The organism is Blautia parvula (genome assembly GCF_020215665.1).
GTDB lineage: Bacteria > Bacillota > Clostridia > Lachnospirales > Lachnospiraceae > Blautia > Blautia celeris.
In genome coordinates this window covers 4,855,635-4,868,938 of sequence record NZ_CP084061.1, presented here as the reverse complement: position 1 = coordinate 4,868,938, position 13,304 = coordinate 4,855,635, and the positions used below count along the sequence as shown (strand labels likewise).

The window sequence follows — 13,304 nt, the reverse complement described above, 5'->3', positions numbered from 1 at the left end:
TCTCATCTCCTTTTTTCTTACTTTACTTGGCATCCTGAGGATAGCAGATCCCGCAGATCCTTCTGATCTCATCCAGTTCCCTCATGATCCGGAGGCTTTCCGCCCAGGGCATAACCGGACTCTCTGTCCTGCCCTCTTTCAACATTTTTTCTACCTCCAGTGCCTCGTAATGGTATCCGTTTCCGGCCACTTCGACGACTCTTTTTTCTTTCAGCGTATCCGTGCGGAAATCCTCATTTGGTTCAAACAGATAGACCGTATTGGGACGCCAGAAATACGGAATTTCCAGTTCAGCCTTATCCGTGATGATCACTGCCCGGTTGTCCACTTTTCTATTGATGGAAAATACCATATCCGCCAGACATCCGCAGGGATAAGTCATCTGGATACAGGTATTCAAATCCACTGTCTCCTCATTCTTTTCAGACCACGCGTGTATCACATCTGGTGTTTCTCCCAGAAGATACTGCGCAACGCTTACACCGTAAACACCCACATCGAGGAGCGCACCGCCTCCCAATTCAGCCTCAAACAGACGCCTTGTCTCCGGCTTGGCCGGCCCGCCAAATGTAAAATGCATATTATGCACTTTTCCGTACACACCTGCCTGTATTTCCTTTTTCAGCTCTCTCATTGCAGGGATAAATCTTGTCCACATAGCTTCCATAAAAAAGGTATGATTCTCTTTTGCCAGCTCAAGGATCTCTTCCAGTTCCCGGGCATTCATTGTCACCGGTTTTTCACACAGCACGGGTTTCTTTGCTTTTAAGCAGGCTTTGACGCACGCCAGATGCTGAGGATGAATGGTCCCCACATAAACAGCATCCACATCTTTGTCATTTACCAGTTCTTCATAGGAACAGCAGTATTTCTTTGCCTGTATCCCGTAATCATTCCTTCCGGACCGGGAGGCCAGTACCTCCACCTGCATATCCGCCACTTCTTCCAGCCCTTTTGCGAACTGGGATGATATAAAACCGCCGCCCATAATTCCCCATCGAAACATATTGATTCCTCCTCATCCGTTTAACTGCCGCTATTTTTCTCAATAATTATGCCACATACAGTATACCACAAACGGACAGCCGGGAATATACTTTCCCGCCTGTCCGTTAAAATTATAATTCATATTTGCTGCTGTTCTCACATCACTGATCCACGGCTGCCTGGAGCTTCTCAATCAGTGCCTGCACTTCCTGTGTGCTCACTCCCGCAAAGCTTCTGAATGTCCTGAGTGGTGAATTCTCCATCATTTTCAAAGACATTTCAGGTGAGATAGCTTCACTTGCCGCACTGCCTTCCTCATCACCGGCACCTATATTTGCCATCATGGTTTTCAGCAGGCCGCTCATGATCTCTTTTGCCTTCGGCTCTGCGAGCAATTCCGCAACGGTGGTGTTCATGTGGATTTTCACAGGAATCTTCGTTGTAGAAGTAAGCTGCACCGCATCTTTTAAAAGAATATCCCTGGAGGAACTTCCCACAAGAATCTCATATGTGCCGGTGGCTGCATACCAGTCAGAAATTTCCGTATTGTACCATGCAAAGCTTCTCTTATCCAGCTCCATAGCAACAACCTTTTCCTCACCGGGCGCCAGCTCTACCTTGACAAAATTCTTCAATTCCTTAACCGGTCTGCTGGCAGCGTTGGTCTTATCTGCCACATAAAGCTGTACGATCTCCTTGCCGGCCATACTTCCGGTATTCTTAACCTTAAGTGAAACCGTCAGAGTGTCCGTATCCTTTATCTCCTTTGCTGACAGCTTCAGATCGCTGTACTCAAATGTAGTATAGCTAAGTCCATAGCCAAAAGGATAACGCACTGCCATTTCCTTGGTATCATAATAGCGGTATCCCACAAATACTCCTTCTCTGTACTCCACGGTCTTCCCATCACCCGGGAAGTTCAGATAAGACGGGTTGTCGGATAATTTATAGGGAACGGTCTCTGCCAGCTTACCGCATGGATTGGCTCTGCCGAAGAGAATATCCGCCTGGGCCTCTCCCACCGCCTGTCCACAGAGATAAGACTCCAGGATTCCTCTCACATCATCTGCCCACGGCATTTCCACAGGGGAACCATTGTGAAGAACCACCACTGTATTCGGCTGTACTTTTACGATTTCCGCGATTAGCCTGTTCTGGCACTCCGGCATTCTCATATGCTCCCTGTCATACCCCTCAGACTCAAACGCATCCGGAAGACCTGCAAATACCACAGCGATATCCGCATGTTCAGCCGTCTCCACTGCCTCAGCAAACATGGCTTCATCCACTTTGTCCTCTTTCACGTCATATCCCTGTGCATAAGACACATCCGCGTATTTCTTGACTGCATCCAGCGCGCTTGTCACCTTAAAGGAGTTGATATGAGAACTTCCGCCTCCCTGGAACCGGGGCTTCTCTGCAAATTTTCCGATAAACGCAATCTTCTGTCCTTCTCCCTTCAGAGGCAGGATTCCATCATTTTTCAAAAGCACCATGGACTCTCTCGCGATTCTGGCTGCCAGATTGTGATCTGCTTCCTTATCAAATTTGCCGGGCTGACGGTTATCTGAGAATTTGAAGATAATATTTAGGATTCTCTCAACCGCTGTATCCAGAACCGCTTCATCAAGCACACCTGTTTTCACAGCTTCCACAATCTCCGCATCTGTATGTCCGCCGCTTGCCGGCATTTCCAGGTCAAGACCTGCTTCCAGTCCTTTTACCCTGTCGTTCACTGCACCCCAGTCAGACATAACGTATCCTTCAAATCCCCACTCATCTCTCAGAATTTCCGTGAGCAGTCTGTGGTTCTCAGACGCAAATGTTCCGTTGATCTTATTATAAGAGCACATCACGGTATCGGGTCTGCTCTCCTTCACTGCGGCCTCAAAAGCTGCCAGATAAATCTCCCGGAAAGTTCTCTCATCTATTTCAGAGGAACATGACATTCTTCTGTGCTCCTGATTATTTGCCGCAAAATGTTTGATGGATGTTCCCACATTTTTCGACTGCACACCCTTTATATGCGCTGCAGCCATCTGTGAAGCCAGATACGGGTCTTCTGAAAAATATTCAAAGTTCCTTCCGCACAGCGGTGACCTCTTAATATTTACTGCCGGGCCTAAAATGACAGACAGATTCTCCGCCTGACATTCGTCTCCCAGCGTCTCACCTAAAGTCTCTAAAAGCTCCCGGTCAAATGAACAGGCAGTCGCACAGGCAGTAGGAAAACACACGGCTTTGATACTCTCATTTGCTCCGAGATGGTCTGCCTCCTTATCCTGCTTTCTGAGTCCGTGAGGTCCGTCGCTGACCATCACCTCAGGAATCCCCAGCCTTTCCACACTTTTCAAATGCCAGAAATCCTTACCGGAACACATCCCCGCCTTCTCTTCCAGTGTCATCTGTTTTACAATTGCTTTCACATCACGTTTCATGCTTATTCGCTCCTTTGCATAAATTCATCATGCTCTCCAACGGCTGTGCCGCATGATGAGCTATACCCTTAAAATACCACGTATATGCTCCGGAGAATATCAAAATCATGCTGTTTATATCAATTTCTTGTCACTACTTTCTTTTTCTGGTATACTGAAAAAAACTGTCTGCTGCCATGGAAGGAGAACTTAAAATGGACATCCGGAGCATCCGCCATAACTGCCGTCTGCTTTATCATTTAACACAGATTCCCATACGCTGCCTGTCACCTGACAGCAGCATATGTTTTACCTTCCCGCACCTGGAGGGCATGGAGCGTTTCCCTTTCCCCCTGCTGCCGGAAAGTCTGCCCCATAAAAATACAGTACCCCTGCCTGTTCTCTTCATGGAAAACAACGCATATTACAGTGCAGCTCTTCCCCTTGCATTGATCGACAGAAATTTTACCCTTTATTTCGGCCCCTGCCTCTTTTCCCGGCTCTCCGACAGGGAGTTTAAACAGAGCTTTCCGGATTTCTCCGCGCTGCCTCCTGACATGCGTTTTCCTCTCATGTCAGCGCTGCCTGTCATGGAACAGGAATACTTTTACAATTTCCTTTCCCTGGCCTGCAGCCTGTTCTTCCGGGAAAAAGTTCATACCGAAGAGATTCTGGAGGCAAATCATCTGAAAATGTCTGCCCCTATTCCCGCAGCGGTTCAGAAGACCCTGTTTCACAGAAGAGAATCCGCCGCATTTCATACACCCTATTCATACGAAAAAAATCTCCTGGACGCGGTGCGCTCAGGAGATGTTATACGTGCAAAAGAATGTATGAACGAGTTAAGCCTCACAGGAAAACCGGGAATCCTTTCCCTCAACCCGCTGCGCCATGCCCAGAATCTTTTCATCGCTCACATTACTCAGATCACCAGAGCCGCAATGGAGGCAGGAGTGGAGGAAGATATGGCTTATGCTATGAGTGACAGTTATATCCAGGCATCTGAAAAATGCACCTCTGTCACACGCCTTCTCTCCCTGCGGGACCAGGCCACCGGAGAATTTACGGCTGCCGCGGCAAAGGCCAGAGGCCTGACCAGTCATTCCCCTGCCATCCGCAGAGCCATCAATTACATGAATGACCATCAGCAGGAAAAAGTATACCTCTCTGACATTGCCTGTGCCGCCGGTCTGAGCAGGGACCGCTTCTCCCACCTCTTTCGGGAGGAAATGGGCATGAGCCCTATGGAATACCTGAACCGGAAACGGGTGGAGACCTCAAAGTCCCTGCTGACTGTGTTTCAGTATTCTATTTCAGAGATCAGCATGATACTGTCTTTTTCCAGCCAGAGCCATTATATTTCTGTCTTTAAAAAATATACGGGCATGACGCCCAGACAGTACAGGGACGCCTTTTAACATTATTTAATCCGGCAGTTCAGCTCACATTCTCTGCAATATTTAATTATGGAATCTGCTGTTCCGTAATCCGGCACCTCAGTAGGTGTCTTTATCTCATTATCTTCATCCTCTGCCATCTGCCTGTCGCAAGTAAGCAAACTGTAACTGCCATCCCGCCCCGGCAGTTTTGTCAGCCCACCGTATTCACCGGCCTTATAAATAACAGAACCAAAAGCATTCTGGGGGCAGCTTTTTCTGCACGGCATATCACATCCGTCACATGGGTCCCAGTCAATAGGACCGGTAGATGGCAGGTCAGCGCTCAAAAACATAGCTCTAAGCCGTACTCTCGGCCCATACTCTTTTGTAATAAGCAGATTATTTTTTCCTACTACGCCCAGTCCTGCCACAACTGCGGAGTCTTTAAGCCAGACACCGCCCTTTTCCACATAATAGTTCAGAGGTCTCGCTGTGACTTCCGGCATTTCACACTCTATGTATTCCTTTAACTTTTTATTAATTTTGATAAGTTCCAGATTTCCAGGCGGATTTTTGCCATCCAGCCAACAGTCCAGATACGGTTTCTCCTCCGGGTGTTCATAGGCGATCACTAAAACAGAATGCATTTCATCTTTCCAGTCCACAACCCCTTCCGGAAGGCCCGTTGTATTCTCTACTGCCCCCACCCGGTCAATATGAGGTCTCTGCGGCATCATTAAAAATGCAGGCGCTGTTTTTAAATCCCGAATATTAGCAATACCTGCTGCTGCTGCTCCAAATGCAATCGCCTTGTTAATTATTAACTCTGTCATTATATGGTTATCCATACCCATACTCCTTTCTGCTGCATACAGCGCTCTCAGGCGTTTTTGCTGTTTTCTTTTTTTATATTTCTATATAGAGTAAATGCCAGTACTGCCCCTATCAGCGCAGCTGCAAATTCATATGCAAACATATATCTGTATCCCCGAATCCCCGGAAATGCGTCCAAAAGGTTTCCTGTGATAGAGTATATAAATATCTGAGGAAGACAACCTATTACAGAGGCAAATCCTACCGCCATACCCGTATATTTCAGCGGAATCTTTATCTCATCAATAACAGCAAAATACAATGCCCTGACCATAAACAAACCCAGACTGATAACGAGAATTGTGACCGCTGCAATTCCAAGCAGCTTCGGCTCTGCCGGTACTACAAAGAAAGTAGCGATTCCGATCACCATAAGTGAAAATCCGATTCCGATCACCTTTGGATTGGAATGAATCTTATCTGCCACAAATCCGGCCGCAATTCCCCCAAAAACGGCCAGTCCGTAGGATTTGATCAGACTTATCATTGCCCCAAGGGATTCACTCACACCAAAAAAGTTAGTAAGATATGGAGTAATATAACTGTAGCTCTCATATATCATAAAACAACAGAACATCAAGAGTGTAAGCAGCCATAGATTTTTATTTTTCATCATATCCAGATACTCGGCAAAAGAATGCTTATGCTTTGTCTCGGTTTCCTGTGTTTCTTCTTCATCCGGACGCAGTTTACGGATCGCCCCAAGCGCGAAGAAAGCACAGACAAAATCCAGAATAACAAAATATATCAATATCGCCCTGAATCCTCCTGCCCCCTCTCCCAGATAGGAGAAAATGGGAATGATGACAGCACCATACAAAACGGGTACAAAACCTCTTCCCCCTTCCAGAAATCCATAAAGCCGCCCCATCTCGGAACTATCCCCCAGCTCTCTAGTGGCCTTCATCATAGCACTCCATAGCGGAATAGTTGTGGTAAATCCATAACAGACATAACAGATCATCAACACAACATATGGCGGCCTGAATGTAAGAATCAAGCCAAAAATACCTGTTGATACCAGCGCTGTTGCGATCAAATGCCGTGCCTGGAATTTATCTGCAACCCATCCTGCAGGCAGATAAGAAATAACGCATGCCAAACCGTACATCGTCATTAAGTACCCCATCTGTGCATTACTAACCCTATAAAATTCTACTGCTGCATCATAATAAGACCAACTCAGATATGGCAGTTCATAAACTGCTGCACCGCAGATACACAGCGCCAGCATTCCCCATATTTGTTTCACCCGTCTTTGTTTTGGTGTGAGATTGGCTACATCCATAAAAAAGTCCCCCTTTCACCGGTTCATAAAGAACCCATACCTATATCAAAACTTCTTTTCTTCATTTAACCGGATACTATAGCTTTTTTTCAGCCGGCACTATATATCCTTTTTGTTATACTCAGCATAAACCTTTGAGCCGCTCCAAGGTCAAGAGGAAAGTAAAACCTTTATCTCACACGGGTAAAAATATTGATTATACGCAAAAAGCTGGAGCCCTGCCTCGTCGGCTATGACAAAATCAGGGGAATACCCATACTTGTCAAGCCAGTTTACAAGTATTCCGAAATCCGCAAAATTCCCTCTGACTTCTGTAGTAAAGCAAGCATACTCCCCTTCCGGAATTGTAAGAATATTTTCTTTGGACGCAAAACGGTATTCATCCACACGGATATCAATATATTCTCCCATTTGATGAAACACATTTTCACGAATTTTACTGCCATTCAACACATATCCGTAGTTTCTTTTAATTGATTCCATATGCGAAATCTCGTCTCTGCACGCCTCCTGTAATTTAATATGATAAGCTGCTTCATCTTCCTTATTTCTCCCATAAATAACACGTCTCTGCTGCAGATGCTTTACTCTGATTTCCTTATCCTTCCCCATCTCTCTAAGCCGTTTATTCTGTTCTGTGTACCAGTCTATATCATCCACCACTCTGGCGTAATACTCACTCTGCCTCTGTGCCTCCTGCCTCTGTTCCTTGAGCATCTCCACAATCTTTTCGTTATCATGCAGATCCAAAACTGACTTCACGCGTTCCAACGGTATCTGCAGCCTTCGGCAGCATGTGATAATGTCCAGATACCAAAACTGGCTGTATGTATAATATCGGTACTGATTATCAGGATCTACATATTCCGGCTTAAAGACACCAATTCTGTCGTAATAGCGCAGCGTATCTTTGGAAACACCTGTTATGTGACTTATTTCCCCTATCGAATATCTCTTCTCCAAATTAATTCCTTCTTTCAAGTAATGTAAAATTTTTCCAGTAAATTAAAAAAATCCTGTCTCCCAGCGGACTGACCATGTGTCAGTTCTCCCGGGAAACAGGATTCTTCCATCAGACATATCAGCCCGCGCCGTATGCGCGTTCTCTGTCCTTTTCCTTATAATGATGTGCTTCTTCAAGCATCATATCCTTTACCTTCATCAGACGAATCTGCGTACTTCTCTCGCTCTCGTCCAGCTTCATGGTAATATATTTAATATTCTGCTGTGTCTCCGGAATAATAACGTGTTCCAGAGCATTTACTCTGCGTCGGGTCTTCTCAATCTCGGAAGCCATAAGCTGGCAGGACTTCTCAATCTCCGCAAGCTTCAGCATATCCGGCAGGATGTCTGCCAGAGATTTCACCGCGCCGTCCAGGTCACCGGAAGTAAAGGCAAAACCGTAGGAATAGATGTCATTTGCATCTGCGGTTCTGGTCTGGGACTGGAAGACAGGAATGTCAACACTCATGACATTCTTCTTGCCGGCATCCAGATATACTTCCTGTTTCGGTGCCATCAGCGCTGTGTTCAGTGTCTGTTCGGACATGCCGGCTTTTGCGATCACGAAGTTCTTGTTAGCCTCTTTAATACCCTCTTCCACTTTCAGGCGCAGAGCCATATTTTCTCTTGCCAGATCCAGGAACTGACGCATAAGCTCATCACGTTTGTCCTTCAAAAGCTTGTGGCCTTTGATGGCTGTGACCAGCTTTTTCTTCTGCTTGGTAAGTTCCATTCTGGTAGGATTTACCTGGGTAGATGCCAAGACAATCACCTCTTTCTATGCATTTTCTAAAGGGACAGCAGGCATCTTAAGCCTGCTGCCGGCCGGCATTATTGTTTACCGTAATATTCATCAAGGAACTTATCATCAATACGTTTCAGCTCACTCCTCGGTAAAATAGAGAGCAGCTTCCAGCCGATACGCAGTGTCTCCTCAATATCACGGTTGCTGGTATAACCCTGTGAAACGTATTCCGCCTCAAAAGCATCCGCGAATTTTGCATAGATAAGGTCAATATCAGAAAGTGCTGCCTCACCAAGGATGGTCATCAGCTCTTTTGCCTCTTTACCACGGGCATAAGCGGCGAAAAGCTGGTTCATGGTGTTCGCATGGTCAGCACGTGTCTTGCCTTCACCGATACCTTTATCTTTCAGTCGTGACAGGGACGGCAGAACATCGATGGGCGGTGTTACACCTTTTCTGTAAAGCTCACGGCTCAGAATGATCTGACCCTCTGTGATATATCCGGTAAGGTCAGGGATCGGATGGGTTTTATCATCCTCAGGCATGGTAAGGATCGGAATCATGGTAATGGAACCATTACTTCCTTTCTTACGTCCTGCTCTTTCATACATGGTTGCAAGGTCTGTGTACATGTAACCGGGATATCCACGGCGTCCGGGAACCTCTTTACGGGCTGCGGAAACCTCACGCAGGGCATCTGCGTAGTTTGTGATATCTGTCAGGATTACCAGTACGTGCATGTCTTTTTCAAATGCAAGATACTCTGCTGCGGTAAGCGCCATCTTAGGTGTTGCGATACGCTCTACAGCCGGGTCATTTGCCAGGTTGATGAACAGAACGGTTCTGTCGATGGCACCTGTCTCCTTAAAGCTCTCAATAAAGAAGTTGGACTCCTCAAAGGTAATACCAAGAGCGGCAAATACAACGGCGAAGTTCTCACCGGTACCGCGAACCTTAGCCTGTCTTGCGATCTGAGCGGCCAGCTGCGCATGAGGAAGACCTGATGCGGAGAAGATAGGCAGCTTCTGACCACGTACCAGTGTGTTCAGACCGTCAATTGCGGATACACCTGTCTGAATAAACTCTTCCGGGTACATTCTGGCAGCCGGATTCATAGGCAGACCGTTGATATCACGTCTCTCATCCGGAAGGATTTCAGGACCATCATCAATCGGGCGTCCCATACCGTCGAATACACGGCCTAACATGTCCTCAGACACACCCAGCTCCATGCTTCGTCCCAGGAAACGCACCTTACTGTCTGACAGGTTGATACCTGTGGAGCTCTCAAAAAGCTGTACCAGGGCATCACTTCCGTTGATCTCAAGTACACGGCAGCGGCGTGTCTCACCGCTTGCCAGCTCAATCTCACCTAATTCATCAAAATGTACATTTTCAACACCGCGCACCAACATCAGAGGGCCGGCAACTTCCTGTATGGTTCTATACTCTTTCGGCATTAGAAGTCCTCCTTCCCAAATACATTGGCAATGTCAGCAGCAAGTTCGTCCATTGTTGCCTTATATTCTTTGTCCAGTTTGTCTTCTGTCACATATTTGAAACGTCCGATCTTTTCGCGGACATCCATCTTGATCAGCCCCTGGATATTAGCACCCTTGTCAAGCGCTTCCTTGGACTGCTCATAAAATGCGATAACCAGTTTCATCAGCAGATACTGTTTCTGCAGAGAACTGTAGGTATCTACTTCATGGAAGGAGTTCTGATGCAGGAAGTCCTCACGGATGGAGCGCGCAGCCTCCATTTTCAGACGGTCGCCTGCAGAGAGCGCATCCATACCTACCATCTTAACGATTTCTTCCAGTTCAGCCTCATCCTGCAGAAGGCTCATCATCTTCTGACGGTCTTCCATCCAGTCAGGAGCAACCTTCTCATTGAACCAGTCAGCCATATTGTCCAGATACAGAGAGTAACTGGTCAGCCAGTTGATCGCCGGGAAATGACGCTTGTAAGCAAGTGCGGAATCCAGACCCCAGAATACCTTAACGATACGCAGGGTTGCCTGGGATACCGGCTCGGAAATATCACCACCCGGAGGAGATACAGCACCGATAACGGAAAGCGCGCCTTCTCTGTGGTCACTGCCGAGAGAAACCACGTGTCCGGCTCTCTCATAGAACTGTGCCAGACGGGAACCCAGGTATGCAGGGTAACCCTCCTCACCGGGCATCTCTTCCAGACGTCCTGACATCTCACGAAGAGCCTCGGCCCAGCGTGATGTGGAGTCTGCCATCAGGGCTACGGAGTAACCCATATCACGGAAATATTCCGCGATGGTGATACCTGTATAGATAGAAGCCTCACGTGCCGCAACAGGCATATCGGAGGTATTGGCGATCAGAACGGTACGTTCCATCAGAGACTGTCCTGTCTTCGGGTCCTTCAGTTCCGGGAACTCGTTCAGAACGTCTGTCATCTCATTTCCACGCTCGCCGCATCCGATGTAAACCACGATGTCAGCCTCAGCCCATTTTGCAAGCTGATGCTGGATCACTGTCTTGCCGCTTCCGAAAGGTCCCGGAACGGCTGCAACACCGCCTTTGGCGATGGGGAAGAAAGTATCAACAACTCGCTGTCCTGTTACCAGAGGCATCTCCGGCGGCAGCTTTTTCAGATACGGACGGCCTTTACGAACCGGCCATGTCTGCATCATACCAACTTCTTTGTCACCATCCGCAGTCTCGATAACGGCAACGATTTCTTCCACCGTAAATTCACCGGCTTTTATTTCTTTTACTTTACCGTTTATCCCGTAAGGAACCATGATCTTGTGATTAACAACGATGGTCTCCTGTACCGTACCGATAATATCACCGTTTTGTACCTCGTCCCCCACTTTAACAGTAGGAACAAAGTTCCATTTCTTATCTCTCTTAAGGGAAGGAACCTCAACACCACGCTTTAAGTTGGTGCCGGACACTTTCATAATCTCATCCAGCGGTCGCTGGATACCATCGTAAATACTTGTGATCAGACCTGGTCCAAGTTCTACGGAAAGAGGCGCATTCATGGACTCAACCGGCTCGCCCGGTCCAAGACCTGATGTCTCCTCGTATACCTGAACACTGGCTTCATCACCGTGCATCTCGATGATCTCACCAATCAGACGCTGGTTACTGACACGGACAACGTCGAACATATTCGAGTCTCTCATGCCTTCCGCGATAACCAGCGGTCCTGCAACTTTTTTAATCGTACCTTTGCTCATCGGAACGAATCACCTGCTTTCTAAATTAGTTCGTATCTGCGGTATTTTACCGCTCAAATTCCGGGTGCTGCGGCGTGCTGCCGCATACCGGACCTTTTAATTATTGCTGAAAAGAATATCCGAGCCAACAGCCTTCTCCACGGATAATTTCACTCCCTGCACACCTTCACCCGTGTTTCCGAAAACACCGGGGATCAGGATAATGGCGGGAAGCAGTTGTTCCTGAAATTTATCAATCGTCTTTTTGCACTCTGCTGCCAGCGCTTCTGTGATATAGATGATCCCATATTTGCTGGCTGCCAGATGCTCCAGTTTTTCTTCAGCTTCTTTTCGGGATGTTACCGGGAATATATCCAGACCCAGTGTAGCAAACCCGTAAATACTGTCGTAATCGCCCACAACTGCAATCTTATACATACATTTCCCTTACCCTTTCCCGGATAGAATCATCCGAAAGCCCGCTGCGTTTGCCGGACAAAATGATTCGTACCGTTTTGATCTCGTTCTCCCTGGCAAGCACATAGGCAACCAGAGGTCCCACTGAAAATGACTGATATTTCTGAGGCTGCATGGTCTGCATCATGCGGTTGTCACACCAGCGTTCAAACGCGGACATGGACTCTGCAATGGCCTTACCGCCCTCCGCATAAGCAGTTCCCGACAAATACTCCACAATGGCATCAATGCCGCTCACTGCCGCCTTGGAAAGCTGTGCCACACTAAGTGACTCACATTCCGCCATCGCGCGCTTCATAAAATCCAGATTTTTTGCGGTTTTCTGTGAACGCACAGCGATTTTAATATCAGCTATGGCAACGGTAGACTCCGCATAATCCTTGATAATGCTGTCCTTTGCTTCCTTGCCTGCTGCATAGATCGCCTCAAGGGCTGCCTTGTCCACAATGACGTCGCAGAGCTGTCCGTCCCTTGTGTGAAGCAGTGTCTCATAAGCCTCTTTTGCAGCGCCAGCCATATATTTGGGAAGTCTGGAAAAATCCTTGCTCCGCACGATCTCCAGCATTTCATCCGGGGAGATGGCAGTGTCATCATAGTAGATGTTCATTGACTTGCCGTTCTCCTCCGTGCACACATCCTTGATGGCTGCCTTCAGATTGTGGAACATATTGGGATAGGAAAGTACATCAAAGACGGACATATCAACACCCAGATCCCTGATATTCTCCCAGATTTTCTCCTGCTCCCTGGTCAATATTGCCTCTGCATTCACCGGCGTATCCGCGCCGCCCCAACCCTTTTCCTGTATAAGCTGCAGGCACTGCTCCTCTGTCTGGCAGGCCATGAGCTGGTCAAGAGTGGCAGAAGTGAATAACGCCGTCTCAAGCGCACGGATTCGCGCAACCGCATAGGTATATTTTGTATCAATCAA

At 47.4% G+C, this 13,304-nt stretch carries 11 protein-coding genes; 1 reads left to right on the top strand and 10 read right to left on the bottom strand.

Annotated elements, in window-relative coordinates:
- Positions 1-22: 22 nt before the first annotated feature.
- Positions 23-1,006, bottom strand: a complete 984-nt coding sequence (locus LC508_RS22270; RefSeq protein ID WP_103731445.1) for a Gfo/Idh/MocA family protein — start codon at positions 1,004-1,006, stop codon at positions 23-25.
- Between the two features lie 142 nt (positions 1,007-1,148).
- On the bottom strand, positions 1,149-3,425 hold the full coding sequence (locus tag LC508_RS22265) for a glycoside hydrolase family 3 C-terminal domain-containing protein (RefSeq protein ID WP_103731444.1): 2,277 nt from the start codon (positions 3,423-3,425) through the stop codon (positions 1,149-1,151).
- A 194-nt stretch (positions 3,426-3,619) separates the two neighbouring features.
- On the opposite strand from LC508_RS22265, the gene LC508_RS22260 reads away from it, so the two are divergent.
- Positions 3,620-4,822 carry a helix-turn-helix domain-containing protein gene (locus LC508_RS22260; RefSeq protein ID WP_052098783.1) on the top strand — a complete coding sequence of 401 codons (1,203 nt, stop codon included), beginning with the start codon at positions 3,620-3,622 and terminating at the stop codon, positions 4,820-4,822.
- Positions 4,823-4,824: 2 nt separating this feature from the next.
- On the opposite strand, the gene LC508_RS22255 is transcribed toward LC508_RS22260, so the two are convergent.
- From LC508_RS22255 to LC508_RS22220, 8 genes are all read right to left on the bottom strand, one after another.
- Complete coding sequence (locus tag LC508_RS22255) at positions 4,825-5,631, bottom strand: epoxyqueuosine reductase (protein WP_118593881.1); 807 nt, start codon at positions 5,629-5,631, stop codon at positions 4,825-4,827.
- A 32-nt stretch (positions 5,632-5,663) separates the two neighbouring features.
- On the bottom strand, positions 5,664-6,944 hold the full coding sequence (locus tag LC508_RS22250) for an MFS transporter (RefSeq protein ID WP_118593882.1): 1,281 nt from the start codon (positions 6,942-6,944) through the stop codon (positions 5,664-5,666).
- 150 nt (positions 6,945-7,094) lie between these two features.
- On the bottom strand, positions 7,095-7,907 hold the full coding sequence (locus tag LC508_RS22245; protein WP_199687248.1) for a MerR family DNA-binding transcriptional regulator: 813 nt from the start codon (positions 7,905-7,907) through the stop codon (positions 7,095-7,097).
- 118 nt (positions 7,908-8,025) lie between these two features.
- Complete coding sequence (locus tag LC508_RS22240) at positions 8,026-8,709, bottom strand: V-type ATP synthase subunit D (protein WP_033139161.1); 684 nt, start codon at positions 8,707-8,709, stop codon at positions 8,026-8,028.
- 68 nt (positions 8,710-8,777) lie between these two features.
- Complete coding sequence (locus LC508_RS22235) at positions 8,778-10,151, bottom strand: V-type ATP synthase subunit B (protein ID WP_033139162.1); 1,374 nt, start codon at positions 10,149-10,151, stop codon at positions 8,778-8,780.
- Positions 10,151-11,917, bottom strand: a complete 1,767-nt coding sequence (locus LC508_RS22230) for a V-type ATP synthase subunit A (protein ID WP_033139163.1) — start codon at positions 11,915-11,917, stop codon at positions 10,151-10,153. Before LC508_RS22230 ends, LC508_RS22235 begins: the two co-directional genes overlap by 1 nt.
- Before the next feature lie 96 nt (positions 11,918-12,013).
- On the bottom strand, positions 12,014-12,334 hold the full coding sequence (locus LC508_RS22225; protein ID WP_033139164.1) for a V-type ATP synthase subunit F: 321 nt from the start codon (positions 12,332-12,334) through the stop codon (positions 12,014-12,016).
- Positions 12,327-13,304, bottom strand: coding sequence for a V0D/AC39 family V-type ATPase subunit (locus tag LC508_RS22220; protein ID WP_103731860.1), 978 nt, complete (start codon positions 13,302-13,304; stop codon positions 12,327-12,329). The genes LC508_RS22225 and LC508_RS22220 overlap by 8 nt, the downstream gene beginning before the upstream one ends.